General features: G+C 68.3%; 21 protein-coding genes. 15 read left to right on the top strand and 6 right to left on the bottom strand.

The window, feature by feature from the left end; all coding sequences use genetic code 11:
- Positions 1-24: 24 nt before the first annotated feature.
- The 6 genes from GRX31_RS01555 (at position 25) to GRX31_RS01530 (ending at position 6955) form a co-directional block, all read left to right on the top strand.
- On the top strand, positions 25-1002 hold the full coding sequence (locus GRX31_RS01555; RefSeq protein ID WP_026062356.1) for a Bug family tripartite tricarboxylate transporter substrate binding protein: 978 nt from the start codon (positions 25-27) through the stop codon (positions 1000-1002).
- Positions 1003-1048: 46 nt separating this feature from the next.
- Positions 1049-1960, top strand: coding sequence for a 5-dehydro-4-deoxyglucarate dehydratase (kdgD, locus tag GRX31_RS01550; RefSeq protein WP_016448682.1), 912 nt, complete (start codon positions 1049-1051; stop codon positions 1958-1960).
- Between the two features lie 58 nt (positions 1961-2018).
- Positions 2019-2978 carry a Bug family tripartite tricarboxylate transporter substrate binding protein gene (locus tag GRX31_RS01545; protein ID WP_016448683.1) on the top strand — a complete coding sequence of 320 codons (960 nt, stop codon included), beginning with the start codon at positions 2019-2021 and terminating at the stop codon, positions 2976-2978.
- Positions 2979-3098: 120 nt separating this feature from the next.
- On the top strand, positions 3099-4088 hold the full coding sequence (locus tag GRX31_RS01540) for a 2-hydroxyacid dehydrogenase (protein WP_046239993.1): 990 nt from the start codon (positions 3099-3101) through the stop codon (positions 4086-4088).
- Positions 4089-4132: 44 nt separating this feature from the next.
- Positions 4133-5470: an enolase C-terminal domain-like protein gene (locus tag GRX31_RS01535; protein ID WP_016452156.1), complete on the top strand. Its 1338-nt coding sequence runs from the start codon at positions 4133-4135 to the stop codon at positions 5468-5470.
- Between the two features lie 36 nt (positions 5471-5506).
- Positions 5507-6955, top strand: a complete 1449-nt coding sequence (locus tag GRX31_RS01530; protein ID WP_017405270.1) for an aldehyde dehydrogenase family protein — start codon at positions 5507-5509, stop codon at positions 6953-6955.
- A 104-nt stretch (positions 6956-7059) separates the two neighbouring features.
- On the opposite strand, the gene GRX31_RS01525 is transcribed toward GRX31_RS01530, so the two are convergent.
- From GRX31_RS01525 to GRX31_RS01515, 3 genes are all read right to left on the bottom strand, one after another.
- Positions 7060-7374: a hypothetical protein gene (locus GRX31_RS01525; RefSeq protein WP_160851190.1), complete on the bottom strand. Its 315-nt coding sequence runs from the start codon at positions 7372-7374 to the stop codon at positions 7060-7062.
- Between the two features lie 894 nt (positions 7375-8268).
- Positions 8269-8961, bottom strand: a complete 693-nt coding sequence (locus tag GRX31_RS01520; protein ID WP_034399547.1) for an LrgB family protein — start codon at positions 8959-8961, stop codon at positions 8269-8271.
- A gap of 5 nt (positions 8962-8966) precedes the next feature.
- Positions 8967-9440, bottom strand: coding sequence for a CidA/LrgA family protein (locus tag GRX31_RS01515; RefSeq protein ID WP_016448689.1), 474 nt, complete (start codon positions 9438-9440; stop codon positions 8967-8969).
- A gap of 76 nt (positions 9441-9516) precedes the next feature.
- Between GRX31_RS01515 and GRX31_RS01510 the strand changes: the two genes are divergently transcribed.
- Both GRX31_RS01510 and GRX31_RS01505 read left to right on the top strand, forming a co-directional pair.
- The gene (locus GRX31_RS01510; protein WP_012202182.1) at positions 9517-10425 is read left to right on the top strand and encodes a LysR family transcriptional regulator; all 909 of its coding nucleotides are present in this window, start codon (positions 9517-9519) and stop codon (positions 10423-10425) included.
- A 4-nt stretch (positions 10426-10429) separates the two neighbouring features.
- Positions 10430-11065, top strand: coding sequence for a pseudouridine synthase (locus GRX31_RS01505; protein ID WP_012202181.1), 636 nt, complete (start codon positions 10430-10432; stop codon positions 11063-11065).
- On the opposite strand, the gene GRX31_RS01500 is transcribed toward GRX31_RS01505, so the two are convergent.
- Positions 11062-12084: a hypothetical protein gene (locus GRX31_RS01500; RefSeq protein WP_070080796.1), complete on the bottom strand. Its 1023-nt coding sequence runs from the start codon at positions 12082-12084 to the stop codon at positions 11062-11064. The two genes, GRX31_RS01505 and GRX31_RS01500, sit on opposite strands and share 4 nt — an antisense overlap.
- A gap of 2 nt (positions 12085-12086) precedes the next feature.
- On the bottom strand, positions 12087-12443 hold the full coding sequence (locus tag GRX31_RS01495; RefSeq protein WP_013800120.1) for a zinc ribbon domain-containing protein YjdM: 357 nt from the start codon (positions 12441-12443) through the stop codon (positions 12087-12089).
- A 138-nt stretch (positions 12444-12581) separates the two neighbouring features.
- On the opposite strand from GRX31_RS01495, the gene GRX31_RS01490 reads away from it, so the two are divergent.
- The 3 genes from GRX31_RS01490 (at position 12582) to GRX31_RS01480 (ending at position 15417) form a co-directional block, all read left to right on the top strand.
- Positions 12582-13475 (top strand): LysR family transcriptional regulator, encoded by an 894-nt coding sequence (locus GRX31_RS01490; protein WP_043789383.1) that lies wholly within the window; start codon positions 12582-12584, stop codon positions 13473-13475.
- A 94-nt stretch (positions 13476-13569) separates the two neighbouring features.
- Entirely contained in the window at positions 13570-14292 is a 723-nt protein-coding gene (locus GRX31_RS01485; RefSeq protein ID WP_016448694.1) for a DsbA family oxidoreductase, read from the top strand.
- A 93-nt stretch (positions 14293-14385) separates the two neighbouring features.
- Positions 14386-15417, top strand: coding sequence for a cyclase family protein (locus GRX31_RS01480; protein ID WP_016448695.1), 1032 nt, complete (start codon positions 14386-14388; stop codon positions 15415-15417).
- A 174-nt stretch (positions 15418-15591) separates the two neighbouring features.
- Here GRX31_RS01480 and argE read toward each other — a convergent pair whose 3' ends face one another.
- Positions 15592-16755: an acetylornithine deacetylase gene (gene argE / locus GRX31_RS01475; RefSeq protein ID WP_046240753.1), complete on the bottom strand. Its 1164-nt coding sequence runs from the start codon at positions 16753-16755 to the stop codon at positions 15592-15594.
- Positions 16756-16919: 164 nt separating this feature from the next.
- Here argE and GRX31_RS01470 point away from each other — a divergent pair, with 164 nt between their 5' ends.
- The 4 genes from GRX31_RS01470 (at position 16920) to GRX31_RS01455 (ending at position 22075) form a co-directional block, all read left to right on the top strand.
- Positions 16920-18233, top strand: a complete 1314-nt coding sequence (locus GRX31_RS01470; protein ID WP_016448697.1) for an MFS transporter — start codon at positions 16920-16922, stop codon at positions 18231-18233.
- Between the two features lie 300 nt (positions 18234-18533).
- A complete protein-coding gene (locus GRX31_RS01465) occupies positions 18534-19877 on the top strand; it encodes a C4-dicarboxylate transporter DctA (RefSeq protein WP_160851270.1) in 1344 nt (447 codons plus the stop codon).
- Positions 19874-20560: a GntR family transcriptional regulator gene (locus tag GRX31_RS01460; RefSeq protein ID WP_016448699.1), complete on the top strand. Its 687-nt coding sequence runs from the start codon at positions 19874-19876 to the stop codon at positions 20558-20560. Before GRX31_RS01465 ends, GRX31_RS01460 begins: the two co-directional genes overlap by 4 nt.
- 171 nt (positions 20561-20731) lie before the next feature.
- Positions 20732-22075 (top strand): glycerophosphodiester phosphodiesterase family protein, encoded by a 1344-nt coding sequence (locus GRX31_RS01455; protein WP_160851187.1) that lies wholly within the window; start codon positions 20732-20734, stop codon positions 22073-22075.
- Positions 22076-22106 lie beyond the last annotated feature (31 nt).

Here is a 22106-nt window from a genome sequence, read left to right as displayed (position 1 = left end):
AACACAAAACCCGGAGACAAGAGCATGACCCTGAGCCGAAAGCAATTCCTGCGCGCCGCTGGCGCCACCGCCCTCGTGGCCACCGGCGCCGGCGCGCTGGCCCAGAGCAACTGGCCCACGCGGCCGCTGCGCCTGGTGGTGCCCTACCCGCCGGGCGGCAGCTCGGACATCATTGCGCGCGCCATCGGCCCGCTGCTGTCGGCGGAACTCAAGCAGCCCGTGGTCATCGAGAACAAGCCTGGCGCCAACGGCAACCTGGGCGCCGACATGGTGGCCAAGGCCCAGCCCGACGGCCACACGCTGATGCTGTGCGACCTGGGTGCGCTGGCCATCTCGCCCTCGCTCTACACCAAGCTGTCCTTCGACCTGTCCCGGGACCTGCGCGGCACCGCCATGCTGGCCTACTCGCCCCACCTGCTGGTGGTCCATCCCTCGGTGCCGGCCAACAACCTGCAGGAGCTGGTGGCCCTGTCCAAGAAGGAAGACCTGAGCTTTGCCGTCACCGCCACGGGCAGCGCCCCGCACCTGGCCGGCGTGGAACTGGCGCGCGCCACGGGCGCCCGCTGGGAATACGTGCCCTACAAGGGCGGCGTGCAGTCCATCCAGGACACGGTGGCAGGCCAGACCCAGGTGCTGATGAACGGCATGCTGGCCACCTACCCCCATGTGCAAAGCGGCAAGCTCAAGCTGCTGGGCCTGTCCAAGGGCACGCGCATGCCGCTGGCCGCCAACGTGCCCACCATCGCCGAGCAGGGCGTGCCCGGCTTCGAGACCGGCACCTGGCAAGGCGTGGTCGTTCCCGCCAAGACGCCCGAGGCCGTGGTCCAGCGCCTGCATGAGGCCCTGATCACCGCCATCCGCTCGCCCGAGGTGCGCGCCCGCCTCACGGGCCAGGGCGCCGAGGTCGTGACCATGAACCCCGCCGAGACCGCGCGCTTCCTGGCCACCGAACGCCAGCGCTGGCAAAAAGTGGTTCAGACAGCCGGTTTGAAGCTCGACTGATTCCACCCCTTTTTCTTTCTTCCCCACCCTTGTTCCCGAGAGCACCATGACCCCCCAAGACCTCAAAGACGTGATGAGTTCCGGCCTGCTGTCCTTCCCCGTGACGGACTTCGACAGCAACGGCAACTTCAATGCCAAGGGCTATGCGGCCCGCCTCGAATGGCTGGCCCCCTACGGCGCCAGCGCGCTGTTCGCGGCCGGCGGCACGGGCGAGTACTTCTCGCTGTACGGCGAGGAATACGGCCAGATCATCAAGACCGCCGTGGACACCTGCCGCGGCAAGGTGCCCATCATCGCGGGCGCCGGCGGCCCCACGCGCACGGCCATCGCACACGCCCAGGAGGCCGAGCGCCTGGGCGCCCACGGCGTCCTGCTGCTGCCCCACTACCTGACCGAAGCCGGCCAGGAAGGCCTGATCGCCCATGTGGAGCAGGTCTGCAAGAGCGTGAAGTTCGGCGTCATCGTCTACAACCGCGACCGCACCCGCTTCACGCCCGAATCGCTGGCCATCCTGGCCGAGCGCTGCCCCAACCTGGTGGGCTTCAAGGACGGCATGGGCAACATCGAGACCATGTCCTCCATCTTCATGACGATGGGCGACCGCTTCGCCTACCTGGGCGGCCTGCCCACGGCCGAGGTCTATGCGGCCGCCTACAAGGCCCTGGGCACGCCGGTGTACTCCTCGGCCGTCTTCAACTTCATCCCCAGGACGGCGATGGCGTTCTACGAAGCCGTGCGCACCGACGACATGGCCACGCAGCACAAGCTGCTCAAGGAATTCTTCATGCCCTACCTGAAGATCCGCAACCGCGTCGAAGGCTACGGCGTGAGCATCATCAAGGCCGGCGCCAAACTGGTGGGCCACGACGCCGGCCCCGTGCGCGCCCCGCTGACGGACCTCAAGCCCTCCGAGCTGGAAGAGCTCAAGGCCCTGATCGACAAGCTCGGCCCCCAATAAGCCACAAGACCGGGCGCAGGGGCCAGTCCGGCCCTTGCGCCCCCCAGGAGACAAGAACATGAAAAAGATTCTGATCGCGCTGGGTGCCGCACTGGCCCTCACGGCGCAGGCGGCCGGCAGCTTCCCGGACAAGGCCGTCAACATCATCGTGCCCTTCCCGGCCGGAGGGTCCACCGACACCGTGGCCCGCGCCATGGCCCTGAGCATGGGCGAGCAGCTGGGCAAGCCCTTCGTGGTGGAAAACCGCCCAGGCGCCACGGGCACCATCGGCGCAGGCGCCGTCAAGCGCGCACCGGCCGATGGCTACACCCTGCTGGTGGCCTCGCTGGGCCCCTTCGTGGTCACGCCGCACCTGGTCAAGAACGTGCCCTATGACGCAGGCAAGGACTTCGACTACATCACCATCCCCGTGCAGGCGCCCAACGTGCTCGTGGCCAGCCCCGCGCAGAAGGCCCGCACCGTGGCCGAGGTCATCGCCGCGCTCAAGGCCAACCCCGGCAAGATCAGTTTCGCGAGTTCGGGCAACGGCTCCTCGGACCATCTGTCGGCCGAGCTGTTCTGGCAGCAAAGCGGCACCGAAGGCATGCACGTTCCCTACAAGGGCGGCGCCCCGGCCATCACCGACCTGATCGGCGGCCAGGTGGACTTCTCGTTCCAGAACGTCAACGCCGTGCTGCCCCATCTGCGCAGCGGCAAGCTGCATGCGATTGCCGTGACCGGCAGCCAGCGCTCGCCTGTGCTGCCCGATGTGCCCACGCTGGCCGAGACCGGCGTCAAGGGCGCCGAGGTCTATTCCTGGCAAGGCCTGGCCGCACCCAAGGGCCTGCCCGCCGATGTGAAGGCCAAGCTGGCCAAGGCCGCCATCGCCTCCGTGCAGCAGCCCGACATCCGCAAGCGCTTCGTGGAGCAGGGCCTGGAGATCGTGGGCAACACGCCCGAGGAATTCACGCGCTACCAGGCCCAGGAATCGGAGCGCTGGAGGCAGCTCATCCAGACAAGAAAGATCACCGCTGATTGAGCTGGAAACAACGGGCCGGCCCCGGGGCCTTTGCCCGCCGGCCTTTGCCCGCTGGCCTGCGCACCGCAGGCCCTTTTCACCGGGGCTTGCAGCCCCTGCAAGTTCCAAGGATTCCAAGGCATGGCGACCTCCCGTCCACGCGTTCTCCAGTTCGGCAAGATGCCGCTGCCCCAGCTCGATGCCGAGCTGGCCCAGGCCTATGAGGTGACGCTGCTGTCCGAGCAGCCCGACCGCGAGCGCTTTCTCGCCGAGCACGGCGCGCAGTTCGAATACCTGGTCACCTCGGCCGCCATGGGCGTGCCCGCGAGCGTGGTGCAGGCCCTGCCCCAGCTGCGCTTCGTGAGCAGCTTCGGCGTGGGCTTTGACGCGCTGGACCGCGAGTCCCTGCTGCGCCAGGGAGCCCGCGTGGGCTACACGCCCGGCGTGCTGGACGACTGCGTGGCCGACATGGCCTTCGCACTGCTGCTTGACGCCGCGCGTGGCCTGAGCGAGTCCGACCGCTTCGTGCGCCGGGGCGACTGGAGCCAGGGCCGCTTCGGCATCCGCACGCGTGCCAGCGGCAAGCGCCTGGGCATCTTCGGCATGGGCCGCATCGGCTCCACCGTGGCGCGCCGCGCGGCCGGCTTCGACATGGAGGTGGCCTATCACAACCGCCGCCCGGTCGAGGGATCGCCCCACCTCTACCAGCCCTCGCTGCTGGAGCTGGCGCGCTGGGCCGACTTCCTCGTCATCACGGCCGCAGGCGGCGACGGCACGCAGCACCTGGTCAACGCCGAGGTGCTGGACGCTCTGGGCCCGCAGGGCTTTCTTGTCAACGTGGCGCGCGGCAGCGTGGTCGACGAGGCCGCACTGGTCCAGGCCCTGCAGCAGGGCCGCATCGCGGGCGCGGGCCTGGATGTGTTCGAGGACGAGCCCCGCCCCCATGCCGAGCTGCTGTCGCAGGACAACGTGGTGCTTGCGCCCCACATCGCCAGCGGCACGCATGAAACCCGCCGCGCCATGGCCGACCTCGTGCTGCGCAACCTGGCGCAGTTCATCGCCACGGGCCGGCCCGAGGCCGAAGTGCCCTGGTCGGCCGCGCAGCAGCCGGCCACCGCCACCACCGCATAGCCCTTTTTTTCCCAGAGACCGATCCAACGATCCAAGAGCACGCCATGTCCTCCACCCCGACCATCACCGAGATCGAAGTCATTCCCGTCGCCGGCCGCGACGGCATGCTCATGAACCTCAGCGGCGCGCATGCGCCCTACTTCACGCGCAACATCGTGCTCATCCACGACAGCGCGGGCCACACCGGTGTGGGCGAAGTGCCTGGCGGCGAAGGCATACGCCAGGCGCTGGAGGACAGCAAGGCGCTGCTCATCGGCCAGTCCGTGGGCAACCACCTCAAGCTGCTGCAAAACGTGCAGCAGGCCCTGGCCGGCCGCGACACGGGCGGGCGCGGCCTGCAGACCTTCGATCTGCGCATTGCCGTGCATGCCGTCACCGCCGTGGAATCGGCCCTGCTGGACCTGCTGGGCCAGCACCTGGGCGTGCCCGTGGCGGCCCTGCTGGGCGAAGGCCAGCAGCGCGACCGCGTGGAGATGCTGGGCTACCTGTTCTTCACCGGCCCCACCGACAGGACCGACCTGCCCTACGTCAGGCCCGGCGAAGACCAAAGCGGCAGCGACGACTGGACGCAGGTGCGCCACATGACCGCCATGGACCCGGCCGCCATCGTGCGCCAGGCCGAGGCGGCGCACGCGCGCTACGGCTTCAACGACTTCAAGCTCAAGGGCGGCGTGCTGGCCGGCGAGCAGGAGGTGGAGGCCGTCACCGCGCTGGCCAGGCGCTTCCCGCAGGCGCGCGTCACGCTGGACCCCAACGGCGGCTGGCTGCTCAAGGACGCCATCCGCCTCATGCGCGACATGCACGGCGTGCTCGCCTATGCCGAAGACCCCTGCGGCGCCGAGAACGGCTTCTCGGGCCGCGAAGTCATGGCCGAATTCCGCCGCGCCACGGGCCTGCCCACGGCCACCAACATGATCGCCACCGACTGGCGCCAGATGGTGCATGCGCTGTCGCTGCAGTCCGTGGACATCCCCCTGGCCGACCCGCATTTCTGGACCATGGCCGGCTCCGTGCGCGTGGGCCAGACCTGCCGCGACTGGGGCCTGACCTGGGGCTCGCACTCCAACAACCACTTCGACATCTCGCTGGCCATGTTCACCCACGTGGCTGCCGCCGTGCCCGGCAAGGTCACGGCCATCGACACGCACTGGATCTGGCAGGACGGCCAGTACCTCACCCAGAACCCGCTGCAGATCAAGGGCGGCTTCGTCGAAGTGCCCAAGACCCCGGGCCTGGGCGTCACCGTGGACCGCGCCGCGCTGCAGCGCGCCAACGCCCTGTACCTGGAGCACGGCCTGGGAGCGCGCAATGACGCCATGGCCATGCAGTACCTGATTCCCGGCTGGACCTTCGACAACAAGCGCCCCTGCATGGTCCGCTGACCCCTTCCTTCCGTTACCCCTTTCCCGGAGCACCTCATGTCCCGCTACGACAACCTCATCAACGGCCAATGGAAGGCCGCCGACGGCTACAGCGCCAACACCAACCCCAGCGACCTGTCCGATGTGATCGGCGAGTACGCCCAGGGCAATGCCGCCGATGTGGAAGCCGCCATCGCCGCGGCGGCCGCGGCCTTTCCCGCCTGGAGCACCTCGGGCATCCAGGCCCGCCACGACGCCCTGGACAGGATCGGCAACGAAATCCTGGCCCGCAAGGAAGAGCTGGGCGACCTGCTGGCGCGCGAGGAAGGCAAGACCCGCCCCGAAGCCATTGGCGAAGTCGGCCGCGCAGGCCAGATCTTCAAGTTCTTCGCGGGTGAATGCCTGCGCCTGGCCGGCGAAACCCTGCCCTCCGTGCGCCCCGGCATCGGCGTGGAAATCACGCGCGAGCCCGTCGGCGTGGTGGGCCTGATCACGCCGTGGAACTTCCCCATCGCCATTCCCGCCTGGAAGATCGCCCCGGCCCTGGCCTTCGGCAACTGCGTGGTCCTGAAGCCCGCCGACCTGGTGCCCGGCAGCGCCTGGGCGCTGGCCGACATCATTCACCGCTCGGGCATTCCGGCCGGTGTCTTCAACCTCGTCATGGGCCCGGGCCGTGTCATCGGTGATGCCCTGGTGCGCCATAGCGACGTGGCCGCCATCAGCTTCACCGGCTCCGTGGGCGTGGGCCGCGGCATTGCCCGCGCCTGCGTGGAAAGCGGCAAGAAGGTGCAGCTGGAGATGGGCGGCAAGAACCCGCAGATCGTGCTGGACGACGCCGACCTCACCCAGGCCGTGGAGCTGTCCGCGCAAAGCGGCTTCTACTCCACGGGCCAGCGCTGCACGGCATCGAGCCGCCTCATCGTCACCGACAGGATCTACCCCGCCTTCATCGAGGCCCTGCAGGCCCGCATGGCCAGGATCAAGGTGGGCGACGCCCGCGCCGCAGGCACCGACATGGGCCCCGTGGTCAGCCAGGCCCAGCTGGAGCAGGACCTGAGCTACGTGGAAATCGCCAAGGCCGAAGGCGCCGTGCTGGCTGCCGGCGGCGCAGCCGCCGCCTGCCACACCGGCAGCGGCAACAAGGGCTACTACATGGCGCCCACCCTGTTCGTGGACACCCAGGCCGCCATGCGCATCAACCGCGAGGAAGTCTTCGGCCCCGTGGCCAGCGTCATCCGCGTCAAGGACTACGAGGAAGCCCTGGCCGTGGCCAACGACACGCCCTTCGGCCTGGCCGCAGGCATTGCCACCACCAGCCTCAAGCACGCCACCCACTTCAAGCGCCACAGCCAGGCCGGCATGGTCATGGTCAACCTGCCCACGGCCGGCGTGGACTACCACGTGCCCTTCGGCGGCCGCAAAGGCAGCAGCTACGGCCCGCGCGAACAGGGCCGCTATGCGCAGGAGTTCTATACGACGGTGAAGACCGCCTACACGCTGGCCTGAACAGCATTCGGCTGACGAGAAAAAAGCACCTTTCGAGGTGCTTTTTCATTGGGCGGATTCCGGGAGTCAGCAGCCCGGGGCGCCCTGGCAAGCGGACCAGCGAATCAGCGCTGAAACGCCGCCGCAGCAGCCGCCATTCGCCGCAGATACGCCGGGTCTTCCTGCAGGCAATGCACGTGGTTGACCTCGTCCTCCACCAGCTCCTCCATCCGCTGCGCAGCCCCGCAAATGGCCTGCAGCGCATTGGCCACCACCTCCAGATTGCGGTAGCCCTCGGGCCGCTCCAGCCAGGCCAGCGCCAGCTGGCCCAGCGAGTACACCTCGCTGCTGCCCTGCAGCGTCAGCCGGCCGATTTCGGTCACGGCATGGCTCAACTGCTGCGGCGTGGGCTGGGTCAGGGTTGTGGAAGCGGTATTCATAGCGCGACCTCTCTCACGGCAGGCACGCCTGGACTGCGCGCACACTGGATGGAGAAGGCCGAGAGAAAAACGGCGTACATGGTTTCGTGCTCCTTGCTGAGATCGAACCCACCGACCCGTGTTCTTACGCACAGACAGGTGGACGGGATGTTAAGAACACAGAGCAAGCCGTGCGGACGCCCTTGCGGGTAGCCCCATCCCGCCCAAAACCGCATGGACGAGCGGGCGCTATGCCCACTCTTTCCGAGTGATCAGACGTGACAAGGCCTCGCTAACGGGGAGGCAGCGCCGCTTACTCTAAAGGTGTTCTTACGCACCAGCCCCTGAACAGGGGGCCGCCGCAATGATAGAGGCATTCAGGAACGCAAGCGCCCCGAAGCCCCAGGCCGAGCGCAGCGAAGGCCCGCACCCACTCCCCGTATGTCCGCGCCTGCGCCGTGGTGGTTGCGGGGTTGCAGTCCTGCCGCAGGACAGGACTGCTTCGTCATCTGACTCGCTGCGGTTGTCTGAGCGGAGTTCACGCAGTGAACGCAGCGAGTTCCGCAGCGAACCCCGCAACCGCCACGGCGCAGGTTGCCCCGCAGCGCAGCGAAGGGGTCGCGGACATCCGGGTCGCCTTCTTTGATCTGACCTTTCTTGGCGAATCAAGAAAGGGCAGTCGGCTGCCGGGCCGAGACCCGGCCTCGAAAAACAACCACCCGGCAGGGGCAAAAAATGCACCTAAGCCAAAAGCAAACAAGGTGGGCGGGAGTCAAGACCATGTGCAAGGCATGCGGACGCCCTCACGGGCAGCCCCATCCCGCCCCAAACCCAAAGACAGCCGGGTCCCCAAAAACCCCAGCCATCAAACCTCGGTCACGGATAGTAGCTCCCGCATCACTTCAGCAAATCACTTCAGAAAAACAGCACCCTCACCCAAGGCGCCACCACCACATTCAACGCCCCCGCAATCATCATCACCAACGAAGCAACCACCGCCTGCACATCCCCGAACTGCCGCGCCTTCGCCACCCCGCTGCCATGCGCGGCACCGCCCAGAATGGCGCCCGCAGCCAGCTTGCTGCGCACGTGCGGCAGCAGCCGCAGGATGGTCTCGCCCATGAGCATGCCGCTGACGCCCGTGAGCAGCACGAACAGCGCGGCCAGGTCGGTGGGCCCGCCCAGCACGCGCTCGGCCTCGATGGCGAAGGGGGTGGTCACCGAGCGCACGGCCAGGCCCTTTTGCAGGTCCACGGGCAGTCCGAAGGCCTGTGCGAACCAGATGGTGGTGGCAATGGACACGCCACTGGCCACGAGCACGCCGGTGGCGATCGACATCCAGTGCTTGCGCAGCAAGTGGCGGTTTTCGTGCAGGGGCAGCGCAAAGGCCACCGTGGTGGGGCCCAGCAGCCAGACCAGCCAGTGCGTCTGGGCGATGTACTGCGGGTAGCGCACATGGGTCAGCAGCGCCAGCGCGATCAGCACCATGGGCGTGGCGACGATGGGCATGAGCAGCGGATGCGGATGGCGGCGGTACACGCGCTTGTTGGCCGCATAGCAGGCCAGCGTGGCCAGCAGCGACAGCAGGCCGATGGCCTGGTCGAACATGGCGTTCATTCCTGCTCCCTGTGCAGCCCGGCGCGCGTGGAGCGGCGCCGGGCCAGCCACAGCTCCAGCCGGTAGACGCGGTCCACGGCCAGCGCCGTGGCGGCCATCACGCAGGCCGTGCTGGCCACGATGACGCCCAGGATGCGCAGGCCCTGGTGCTGGATCAGCTCGGTGTATTCGGTGACGACCAGCATGGCGGGCACGAAGAACAGCAGCATCTCGGCCAGCAGCCAGTTGGTGCCGCCCTGCAGCCAGCGGGCCTTGACCAGCCCGCTGAACAGGCCCGTGGCCAGCAAGGCGAAGCCGATCAGCCCGGCCGGCATGCCCCAGCCGAAATGGGCGCGCACGGCCTCCATGGCCACCCACAGCGCACTGAGCAGCCCCACCTGCAGCACGCCGCGCAGCAGCGGCCAGCAGCGGTGCTGCAGGCCCTGAAACACCTGCGGCCGCAGGACGGGCATGGCGGAAATCTTTGACATGGGGCAATCCTAGGGTTTCCACTCAGATTCGTAAAATGAATAATCTCCATTTTTCCCATGCACAAAAGGAATCCTCATGGACCTGCGCGCGCTGCGCTACTTTGTCGAGGTGGTGCGCTGCAACAGCTTCACGCGTGCGGCCGAGGCGCTGCATGTGACCCAGCCCACCATCAGCAAGATGGTGCGGGCGCTGGAGGAGGAGCTGGGCGGCCCGCTGCTGCTGCGCGAGGGGCGCGGTGTGCAACTGACCGACGCAGGCCAGGTGGTCCATGCGCGCGGCCTGCAGGTGCTGGAGCAGTCACGCCAGCTGCTGCAGGAGGTGGCCGAGGTGGACGGCATTGCGCGCGGCAGCCTGAGCGTGGGCATCATGCCCACGGCCGGGCACTACATGGCGCCCGTGATCGCGCGCTTTCAGCAACTGCATCCGGGCGTGGAACTGCATGTGCAGGAGCAGGGCGCACGCGCCCAGCGCCAGCTGCTGCTGGACGGCAAGCTGGACATGGCGCTGGGCCTGCACGGCGCGGGCGAGGCGGGTGGTGACCTGGCCGGAGAGGGCCTGGAGTACTGCACCATCGCCCACCAGAAGACACGCGTGGCCTTTGCCGCGCACGAGGTGCCCGACCCGGACGCACCCGTGCACTGGAGCGAGCTGGCCCGGCGGCCCTTTGTGTTCTACACCTCGGACTTCGCCCTGCACCAGGCCGTGCTGGAACATTGCGCGGCGGCAGGCTTCAGCCCACAGGTGCGGCTGCAGACGCGCTACTGGGACTTCATCGGCGACCTGGTGGCAGAAGGCGTGGGCGTGGCCGTGATGTTCGAGCACGTGATCGCGCGGTTCGACCCCCGGCGCGTGTCCAGCCGCCCGCTGGTGGGGCCTGAACTGCACTGGGACGTGGTGCAGCTGTGGCGCAGCGGCTATCTGTCACGCGCGGCGAGGGCCTGGCTGGAGTGCGTGCGTGCGGTCTATCCCGACGACAATCGCTGAGTCCATGCAACCCAGAAAACGCCCTCCCTCGCGCTCCTTTGCGGGCCCATCCCGGCGCCTGCAGACCGCCTTCGCCGACCGGCCCGACACCGGCCCCTCACGCCTGCTGTGCTTCAACAAGCCCTACGGTGTACTCAGCCAGTTCACCCCCGAGGGCCGCTGGCGTGGCCTCAAGGAATACATCGACGTGCCGGGCGTGCATGCGGCAGGCCGGCTCGACGCCGACAGCGAAGGACTGCTGCTGCTGACCAATGACGGGCCGCTGCAGGCGCGCATCGCCGATCCGCGCTTCAAGATGGAGAAGACCTACTGGGTACAGGTCGAGGGCCTGCCCGACGAGGCCGCGCTGCAGGCCCTGCGCCAGGGCGTGCAGCTCAACGACGGCATGACGCTGCCCGCGCAGGCCCGCCGGCTGGAGCCGCCGCCCGTGCTGTGGCAGCGCGACCCGCCCATCCGCGTGCGCCAGAACATTCCCGACTGCTGGATCGAGCTGGTCATCCGCGAAGGCCGCAACCGCCAGGTGCGCCGCATGACGGCGGCCATTGGCCACCCCACGCTGCGGCTGGTGCGCGCGGCCATCGGGCCCTACACGCTGGACGGCCTGGAGCCCGGCCAGTGGAAGGACGTGGAGCCCGCCTAGGGTTCCGGATTGTCGGGAAGTGCCACAGCCTGCCAGCCCTGCAGGCCGAGCCACGGATGAAAGCGCCGCGCCTCGCCCACTTCCACGCGCTCCACGCTGCCGGCCAGCAGCGGCCACAGGCGCTGCAATTGCGCCGAGCGCTGCTGCGTGCAGCGCCGCGCGCGGGCCAGCAGCTCGCTGCCCTGGCCCAGCAGGCGCGACAGCTCGCGCAGGCGCGGCGGCGGCAGGCATTGGGCGCTGGCCAGCATCAGCCACGAAGGCGTCTGGCCCGCCTGGGCGGGGCCGCTGGCGGCGAACTGCTCCAGCAAAGCGACATGGGCGCTGAGCAGGGGCGCGGGCGGCTTATCGGCCAGCATGATCTCCAGCAGAGTGCCCTCGATGCGCCAGCGGGCGGGCACCACGGCATGCTCGACCGAGTTGCCGAAGCGCGTGGACTGGCGATGACTGACGGCGCGGCTGCCCTGCTCCAGCAAGGGCTGCAGCAGTTCGGCCAGGGCCTGCTCGCGCTGCGCCGTGGGCGCTTCGGCCAGCGTGATGCGCAGCGGCACGGCCTCGTAGCCGCGCAGCTGGTCGCGCCAGGCCATCCAGCCCGCCGTATCGGGGCCGCCCAGCAGCAGGGCGAGGAAGGCGCCCAGGCCGGCCAGGGCCGATCCGGTCCACCATGACACCTGCACAGGCTGCCGCCCGGCGATCAGCCAGCCCGTCAACCAGACCAGCGCCCCGGCGCAGGTGGCTGCCAGCAGGCCCATGCCGAAGGCGAGGAAGGGTGCGCCATCGAGCCGGTCGGGCAGCAGCACCAGCATGGCCACGCAGGCCGCGCCGGCGCACAGCGCAACGGCCCACCAGCCCGCCACGGGCAGGGTGCGCGCGGTGCGCTCTGTGTGGCCTATGCGCCCCGCCACCGCAAGCAGCATGAGGGCCACCACTGCGCCAGCGGTCAGCGCAATGAACAGGGGCGCAAACACCCACAGCGCCAGCAGCCCGAGGACCGCCGATACCGCAAGCGACAGCGCCAGCATGCTCAGGCCTTCTTGAGGAACTCCGACTTGAGCAGCATGGAGCCCAGTTCGGTCTTGCAGTCCACGTTGTGGCCGTCGGCGCCATCGACCAGGCGGATGCCCTTGATCTTGCTGCCCTTCTTGAGCACGGTGGACGAGCCCTTGACCTTGAGGTCCTTGACCAGGATCACGGCATCGCCGTCGGCCAGCGCATTGCCGTTGGCGTCGCGCACGATGCCGTCGCCAGCGGCGGCTTCGCCGGACTCTTCTTCGGCCTGCATGGGCCATTCGAAGGCGCAGTCGGGGCAGATGTAGCTGGTGGCGTCGGGATAGGTGTTTTCAAGGCCGCACTGGGGGCAGGCGGGAGTGGTCTGGGGCATGGGATGGACAGATTCGGTGAAGACAAAGAGGCGCGGCGGGCGCGCCGTACCTGGCGATTGTCGCCCCTGCCCCCGCAGGCATGCCCCGGCAAACCCGAGCGGCCTGCTACGCTGCGCGCCACTCTTTGCTTTTTCCCCATGGATACGCTGACCCCCTTGCGCGCCTTCCGGCGCATCGTAGAACTGGGCTCCATCGCCAAGGCGGCCGACGCGCTGGACCTGTCCTCGGCCGCGCTGAGCAAGCAGCTGCGCGCGCTCGAAGACCATCTGGGCGCCGTGCTGCTGCAGCGCACCACGCGCCGCATGAGCCTGACCGACACGGGCCAGGCCTACTACGCCGAGTGCTGCCGCCTGCTCGATGAATTCGATGCGCTGGAGCAGTCGGTGCGCGCGCAGTCGCAGCAGGTGGCCGGCCGGCTGCGCGTGAATGCGCCGCTGTCGTTTGCGCTGAGCACGCTGTCGCCGCTGCTGGCGCGCTTCATGCAGCGCCATCCGCAGCTGCAGATCGACCTGTCCATGGAAGACCGGCTGGTGGACGCGGTGGGCCAGGGCTTCGATGTGTCCATCCGCCTGAGCGCGGAGCTGGCGGACTCCTCGCTGATCGCGCGGCGCCTGGCCTCGCTGTCGCAGATGCTGTGCGCGGCCCCGTCCTATCTGCAGACGCATGGCCGCCCGGCCAGTGCCGCCGGGCTGCGCGGCCATGCGCTGCTGAACTACAGCCTGGCGCATGCGCCCCGCGAAGCGGGCGAGAGCCCACAGGCGCCGTCCGAGGCGCGCGCCAACGTCAACAACAGCCTGATGCTGCGCGACCTGCTGGTGGCGGGCCTGGGCATTGGCGCCCTGCCCTCGTTCCTGGCGCGGCCGGCGATTGCGGCAGGCCAGCTGGTCGCACTGGACCTTGCGGACCAGGCCGCGCAGGCCCGCCATGTCTACGCGGTCTATCCCACGCAGCGCCACCTGCTGCCCAAGGTGCGCGCCTTCGTGGACTTCCTGGCCGAGGAGCTGCCCGCCGCCATGGGCGAGGATTGTTGACGCCGCGTTAAGAGTTCCTCAAGCGCGCGCCCCTTTTTCGCGCCGGGCCTGCGGCCTACGCTTGCCGTCCATCACAGCCATGAAGGACACAAGCATGACGCAATGCAATGATTTTTCCTGCGCCCTGCCCGCGCAGGATGCGGCGGCCGCCTCGCCGCAGCAGGCCCTGCAGGCGGCGCCCGCAGCGGCGCCTGCGGTCGCCCCCGCCATCGACTTCTTCCATGACGTGGTCTGCGGCTGGTGCTACGTGATGTCGCCACGCCTGCGCCAGGTGGCGCGCGAGCTGGGCCTGCGCGTGCGCCACCGCAGCTTCGTGCTGCAGGCCTCGCGCGCCGAGATGGTGGCGGCCTTCGGCTCCATGGAGCGCGCCAAGCAGGTCATCCTGGAGCACTGGCAGGCCTGCGCGCAGCATGACGACGAGGACCGCATCGACATCGAGGGCATGCGCCGCGAGGCCTTCGAGTACCCCAGCGGCATGGCCGGCGCACTGGCCTGCCAGGCGGCCCAGATCCTGGGCGGCGATGACGCGCACTGGGATCTGTTCGACGCCATCCAGCATGCCCACATGAGCGAGCACCGCAACATCGGCGACGCCGAAGTGCTGCTGGACATCGCCACGCGCACGGGCTTCGAGCGCAATGCCTTCGCGGGCTGCATGGAAGGCGCCCAGGCGCTGGAGCAGGTGCGCCAGGACCGCGCTCTGGCGCAGCGCATGGGCCTGCGCTCCATTCCCACGCTGATCGCGCCGGGCCTGCCGCCGCTGCAGACCCAGTCGCTGGCTGCGCTGCGCGAACGGCTGCACTTCCTGGCGGCCTGAGCGCCCCCGTCTTTGCTTTTTTTCATCGGCGTTTTTCCGCCTTCCCTCGCGCGCGGCATGCGCGCCCTCTTTCAGCAGACCAAGGACTCTTGCATGACTCTCCAACGCTTCGCTCGCCGCATGGCGCTGCCCTCTCTCGTGATCGCCCTGGCCGCCGCCTTCGCGGGCACCGCGGCCCAGGCCCATGGCGGCCACGAGCCCCCGGCCGGCGCACGCCAGGACGTGGGCACCAGCCCCTGGGGGCCGGCCGACGAGATCGGCCGCCTGAACCTGATCACGCCGGCCTCGCGCGCGGCCATCCTGCAGCGCATCACGGGCGGGCAGGTCTATGACCTGGCCACCGAGTACTACGTGGGCATGCCCAGCTGGCAGGACGCGGGCGATCCGCACTACCAGTTCTGGATGACGCACACGCCGCGCGGCACCGTGGTGGACGACCCGATGAACGTGGGCAAGGACATGAACGCCACGCGCAGCTACACGGGCACGGCGTTTTCCATGTACAGCCACACGGGCACGCACATCGATGCGCTCAACCACTTCGGCATCCGCGGCAGGATCTGGAACGGCTTCAGCGCAGACCAGCACCTGGGCGACCGGGGCTGGCAGCGCACGGGCATAGAGAAATTCCCGCCGCTGGTGGCGCGCGGCGTGCTGATCGACGTGGCGGCCGCCAAGGGCCTGGAGATGCTGCCCGACCAGTACCGCATCACGCGCCAGGACCTCAAGGATGCGCTGGCACGCCAGAAGGTGACGCTGCAGGAGGGCGACATCGTGCTGGTGCGCACGGGCCGCATGAAGCTGTACGGCCAGCCCCAGGCCTACATGGCCAAGCCGCCGGGCCTGGGCCTGGATGCCGCGCGCTTCCTGGTGGAGGAAGGCGGCGCCATGATCGTGGGCGCCGACAACCTGAGCCTGGAGACGTTCCCGTCCGAGGTGGACGACGACTACGTACCGCTGCACAGCTACCTGCTGGCGCAAAAGGGCGTGCCCATCATGGAGCTGGTGGCGCTGGACGACCTGTCGCGCGACAAGGTCTACGAGTTCGCCTTCATCGGCGGCCCGCTCAAGATCCGCGGCGGCGACGCCGCGCCGCTGCGGCCCATCGCCATCCCGGTGCGCTGAGCGGGGCAAGACGAGATTTCTTGAGCTTGACCTCGAAACTCCCGCGCCCCCAAGGCGAGGGACACCGAGCAAGGGCCTACGCCGGCCGCGCCGCCCCGCAGCAAGGGTGTCGCCGGCTGCCCGTACGCCCCCCTCCGAAGAGAGGGGGAAGGCGCGAAGCGACTCAGGGGGTGATCACAGACTCGTGCCCATTTTGCTGAGGAAGCGCTCGCAGGCGTCGAGCTGGGCCAGCTCGACGAACTCGTCGGGCTTGTGCGCCTGCTCGATGGAGCCGGGGCCGCAGACCACGGTGGGAACGCCGGCGTTGTGGAACAGGCCGGCCTCGGTGCCGTAGGCCACCTTGCGCTTTTCCTGGTCGGCGGTCAGCGCGCGCACCAGCTGGGTGATGGCGGCTTCTTCCGAGGCTTCCAGCGCGGGCGCGCTGGCGCCGGTCTCGATCTCGATGCGCGCGTCGGCGAACTCGGCGCGCATGCGCGGCAGCAGTTCGTCGCGCACATAGGACTCGACCTGGGCCTGGATGCCATCCACCGACATGCCGGGCAGGTTGCGGAATTCATAGGCGAATTCGCACAGCTCGGGGATGGTGTTGACCGCGATGCCGCCCTGGATCTGGTTGGTGGTCATGGTGGTGAAGGGCACGTCGAAGAATTCGTCGTAGGGGCCGTGCGCCTTGAAGTGGTCGGCGATGTCCCGGATGCGACAGATCAGCCGCGCCGCGTATTCGATGGCATTGCTGCCGCGCGGCGTGAGCGACGAATGCGCGGCCTTGCCGTGCACGCGGCAGCGGTAGAGGTTGATGCCCTTGTGCGCCACCACGACCTGCATGCTGGTGGGCTCGCCGACCACGCAGCCGTCGAAGCGCGCGCCCTCGGCCTTGAGCTGGTTGATCATCACGGGCGCGCCCGCGCAGCCGATTTCCTCGTCGTACGAGAAGGCCAGGTGCACGGGCCTGGCGCGCTGCGTGGCCAGGAATTCGGGCACCAGCGCCAGCGAGGCGGCGATGAAGCCCTTCATGTCGCAGCTGCCGCGCCCATACAGGCGCCCGCCCTTTTCGGTGAGCGCAAAGGGGTTGGTGCTCCACTGCTGGCCATCGACCGGCACCACGTCGGTATGGCCGGACAGCACGATGCCACCCTGCGTTTCGCCATTGCTGGCCGGCAAAGTGGCGAAGAGATTGGCCTTGGCGCCGTCCGGAGAGTGGAACAATCGGGCACTCACGCCCAGCGTGGCCAACTCATCGCGTACACACTCGATCAGCGCCAGGTTGGAGTTGCGGCTGGTGGTGTCGAATGCGACCAGTGTTTCCAGCCAGTCGCGGGTGTTTTTCCAGGTAGTCATGTGGTTCCATCTGCGCCATGGCCTGCGCCGCCCTTCGTGGACGACGCAGGCCATGGCATAGGCATTGCATATGGCGAAGCAGTGTACGCCCGGGTTGCGGCCCGGGCAGGCACGCCGACCCATGCCCCGGGCGTGACTGCCGTCTTTTCAATCCCTTTTCGGAAATGGACCCTGCTTTGACCAAGCAAACCGTCTCGACCCGCAACATCGTGGCTGCCGTCATCGGCAACGCGCTGGAGTGGTATGACTTCCTGGTGTTCGCCTTCATGACACCCATCGTCGCCAAGCTGTTCTTCCCCAGCAATCCCGACAATCCGGACGACAACATCAACCGCATCCTGATGACCACGGCCGTGTTCGGCGTGGGCTTTTTCATGCGGCCCGTGGGCGGCATCCTGCTGGGCCTGTACGGGGACCGCAAGGGCCGCAAGGCGGCCATGGTGATGGTGACCGGCCTGATGGCCGTGGCCATCGCGCTGATCACGCTGGCGCCCACGTATGCGGCGGTGGGCATCCTGGCGCCGCTGTTCATCGTGCTGGCACGGCTGCTGCAGGGCTTTGCGGCCGGCGGCGAGTTCGGCACGTCCACGGCACTGCTGATCGAGCTGGCACCGCCCGGCAAGCGCGGCTTCTATGGTTCCTGGCAGATGGCCGGCCAGATGCTGGCCCTGCTGATCGGCGCGGCCACGGGCACGCTGATCACCGAGATCTTCACCGAGGAAGAGCTGATGGCCTGGGCCTGGCGCGTGCCCTTCGCCGTGGGCCTGCTGATCGTTCCCGTGGCGCTGTACATCCGCCGCCATGTGGAGGAGCCCGAGGTCTTCAAGGAAATGCAGGCCGCGCAGGCCAGCGGCAAGGCGCGCCAGATCGGCATCATGGAGATGCTGCGCACGCATGCGCGCGAGACGCTGGTGGGCATGGGCCTGGTGGTCACGGCCACGGTGTCCATCTACATCACCTTCACCTATCTGGTGACCTATGCCACGGTGACGCTGAAGCTGCCCATGCGCGATGCCTTCATGGTGCAGATGGCCGGCGCCGCGCTGATGGTGGTGATCATGCCGTTCTTCGGCGCCCTGTCGGACCGCGTGGGCCGCCGCATGCTGACCATCGGCTCGCTGATCGGCTACCTGGTGGTGCTCTACCCGCTGTATGCCTGGCTGACCGACGGCCCCACGGTGCAGAAGCTGCTGATCACCCAGTTGGTGGTCTGCGTGTTCGTGGCCGTGTTCTTCGGCGTGTTCAGCACGGTGATGGCCGAGCTGTTCCCGCCCCAGGTGCGTTCGGCCGGCATGTCCATGGCCTACAACGTGGCGGTGATGATCTTCGGCGGCTTCGCGCAGTTCATCGTGACCTGGCTGATCCGCTCCACGGGCTCGCCCATGGCGCCGGCCTTCTATGTGATGTTCGGCGTGACGCTGGGCCTGCTGGCGGCCTTCTTCATCAAGGACCGCGCGATGGAGCGCAACCTGCGCTGATCCCCCCGGGCGGCGCGCCCTGCGCCGCCCTCGCGCATGCCCCGGCACGGGGCCTGCGCAGCCTTGCCGCACGCCGCGCGCACCATGCGCGGGCATGCCGGCCCCCGCCCTGCACCACGGCGGGGAGGCCCGCCCGCATCTGCCGATTTCATGCAGAAAAAGTCAGGGCTGAACTTCTCTGGAGTGCCGCAAATCCGCAGGGAATACCCTCTGCTGGCACGCGTTTCGCTTGTCTACATTCTTGCATGCAAGTTGCAGAGCCACTTGCATACAAGATTCCACAACTTGCGAAAGACGACTATGCGCCGCTTTGCCAGATCACTGTTCGGACAGGTGGTGATCGCACTCATCCTGGGTGTGCTCGCCGGAATATTGGCCCCTGAATGGGCCGTGAAACTCAAGCCCCTGGGCGATGGCTTCATCAAGCTCATCAAGATGATCATTCCCGTGCTGGTGTTCTGCGTGGTGGTGCACGGCATCGCGGGCGCGGGCGACCTCAAGCGCGTGGGCCGGGTCGGCGTCAAGTCGCTGATCTACTTCGAGGTGCTGACCACCATCGCCCTGGTGCTGGGCCTGGTGCTGGCCTTCGTGTTCCAGCCCGGCGCGGGCATGAACGTGGACCCGAGCAAGCTCGACGCCTCGGCCATGAGCGCCTATGCCAGCAACGCCGACAAGCTGACCAGTGGCGGCACGGTGGACTTCCTGATGAAGCTCATCCCCACCACCGTGGTGCAGGCCTTTGCCACGGGCGACGTGCTGCAGGTGCTGCTGTTCGCCGTGCTGTTCGGCTGCGCGCTGACCATGCTGGGCGAGCGCGGCGCGCCCGTGCATGCGCTGATCGACACGCTGTCGAACGTGCTGTTCAAGATCATGGGCATCCTCATCAAGCTGGCGCCGCTGGGCGTGCTGGGCGCCATCGCCTTCACCGTGGGCCAGTACGGCATAGGCTCGCTCAAGCAGCTGGGCATGCTGGTGCTGCTGTTCTACGTGGCGGTGATCTTCTTCGTCTTCGTGGTGCTGGGCCTGGTGATGCGCTTTTCGGGCTTCAGCCTGATCAAGCTGCTGCGCTACCTGCGCGAGGAGCTGATGGTGGTCTTCGCCACCACCTCCTCGGACAGCGTGCTGCCCCAGATCATGGCCAAGCTGCGCAACCTGGGCGTGCGCGACTCCACCGTGGGCCTGGTGATTCCCACGGGCTACTCGTTCAACCTGGACGCCTTCTCCATCTACATCACGCTGGCGGCCGTGTTCATCGCCCAGGCCACGAACACGCCCATCGGCATGGCCGACCTGCTGACCATCCTGGCGATTGCGCTGGTGACCTCCAAGGGCGCCCACGGCGTGCCGGGCTCGGCCATCGTGGTGCTGGCGGCCACGCTGCATGCGATTCCGGCCATCCCCGCCATCGGCCTGGTGCTGGTGCTGTCGGTGGACTGGTTCATGGGCATTGCCCGCGCGCTGGGCAACCTGATCGGCAACTGCGTGGCCACGGTGGCCATCGCGGCCTGGGAAGGTGACATCGACCGCGAGCGCGCCCATGCGGTGCTCGACGGCCTGACCGACAATCAGGGGCCCGACGCCGAGCCCTCCGGCGCCGCCGCCGTCCCCGCAACCGTGACTCCTGCCCACCCTGCAACGCAATGACACCTGTAAGCCCCCAGCACATCGCCGAGCGCGTCGTCGAAGCCATCCTGGCCCAGAAACTGGCGCCCGGCGAACGGCTGGGGGAGCAGGAACTGGCCGACAACTTCGAGGTCAGCCGCACCATGGTGCGCGAGGCGCTGATGCAGCTGCAGGCGCGCGGCTTCGTGCAGGTGCAGCCCCGGCGCGGCTGGTACGTGGTCCAGCCCTCGGCCGAGGAGGCGCAGGACGCCTTCGCGGCGCGCCGCATCATCGAGACCGGCATCCTGGGCGAGGCCGGGCGCCCCCTGCAAAGCGTGATCGGCCAGCTGCGCCGCCACATCGCCCAGGAGCAGGAGGCCATTGCGGGCGCCGACGCCGCCACGCGCGCCTTCCTGCTGGCCGACTTCCACGTCTGCCTGGCCGAGCAGATGGGGCACCGGCTGCTGGCGCTCACCCTGCGCGACCTCACGGCGCGCACCACGCTGGCGGCCACATTGTTCCAGTCCACCCACAGCGCCAGCCAGTCCTGCGCCGAGCACGAGCGCATCGTCGAGGCCCTGGAGCGCGGCGACACCGAGGGCGCCAAGGCCCTGCTGCTGGAGCACATCGGCACGGTGGAGCGTTCGCTGGAGATCCGCCCGAGCGAGGCGCCCGACGCCGGCGACCGCCTGCGTGCCACGCTGGCGCCCCTGTTCGGGGGATAACCCTGTGTCGGTGGGTCGGCAAATTTCCACCGACCGTCGCTAAAACGCCAATCCGGGCCCTACGGGGCGCACTGTCATGGTGCCGACACGGCTGACTGCATACGCTGCTGAGCTGGCGCATTGCGCGCCGTTCATCAACCCACCACTGCTTCGGATATGACCCAACGTCCTATGTCCTTTTCCCGCACTCCCCTGCTCGCGTCCCTGTGCGCGGCTGCAGTCCTCACGGCCTGCGGCGGCGACGGCGGCTCGTTCTACCTCACGCTCGACGGAAAGCAGCCCCAGGTGATCGCCCACCGCGGCTTCTCGGGCAAGTTCCCGGAGCAGACACGCATGGCCTACGAGGCCGCCGCCGACGCGGGCGCGGACATGCTCGAACTCGACATGCACATGACGAAGGACTGCCAGCTGGTCGCCCGCCACAACGCCTGGCTCAGCGACAGCACCAACGTGGCCGACGTGGCCAAGACCAATGCCGAAGTGGCGCGCCGCCAGCGCACTGCGGCCGGCGTGCTGGTCAACGTGAAGTACCCCGCCGTGCCTGCCAACGGCCCCTCGCAATACCTGAGCGACCAGCTCGATGCCAACGATCCCAAGTCCGTGCTCAAGGCCCTGGTGGTCGATGGCGAGGACCACCGCAACGACTGGTCCATCAGCGACTTCACGATGCAGGAGCTGCGCACCTGGCTGGGCGGCACGATCCTGGACAACCGCAGCGAGCGCCCCACCGAGTGGAACGGCAAGCTGCCCCTGATCAGCGCCCAGGACGTGCTGGACATCGCCGCCGCCAAGGGCAAGGCCCTGGGCCGCACCATCCCCGTCTACGCCGAGACCAAGAACCCGTACTGGAACAACCAGCAGGCGATCGCCAACGGCTGCGGCGCGCCCGGCTCGCGCCCGTTTGAAGACGCGGTGATCAAGCTGCTGGACCAGAACAAGCTCAACGCCAAGGATTCGCCCATCTACATCCAGAGCTTCGACCCGGCCAGCCTCAAGTACCTGCGCCAGGCCGGCATGAAGGCCAAGGGCGTGCAGCTGATCGACGGCAACGACTTCAATCTGCGCGACGGCTCCATGGTCTACATCACCAACGATGAATGGACCTTCATCAGCGGCCGCCCCTACAGCTGGACCCTGGCCGGCGACGCGCGCACCTTCGCCACCATGCTCACGCCCGCAGGCCTGGCCGAGATCAAGACCTATGCCGACGGCATCGGCCCCTGGAAGCCCCAGGTCCTGGCCCACTCCGTCGTGCCCTACAAGGACGGCGTCGGCCTCAAGGACGTGAACACCGTCAAGGACACGGGCCTGATCCGCGACGCCCACAAGGCCGGCCTGATCGTGCACAGCTTCACCTTCCGCAACGAGCCGGGCCGCCTCGCCGGCCTGTACAAGGGCGACCCCGTGCAGGAATACCTGGCCTACTACCGCCTGGGCATCGACGGCGTGTTCACCGACTTCACGGACACGGCCGTTGCGGCGCGCAAGGCGTACAATAAGGAAATCGGGCTCTGATCGAGCGCTGAATGCCGCTGCGGCGGCGTCC

Source organism: Delftia sp. CH05 (assembly GCF_009827015.1).
Lineage (GTDB): Bacteria > Pseudomonadota > Gammaproteobacteria > Burkholderiales > Burkholderiaceae_C > Comamonas > Comamonas tsuruhatensis.
The sequence above is the reverse complement of the archived record's forward strand: the minus strand, read 5'-3'. Positions and strand labels throughout refer to the sequence as shown.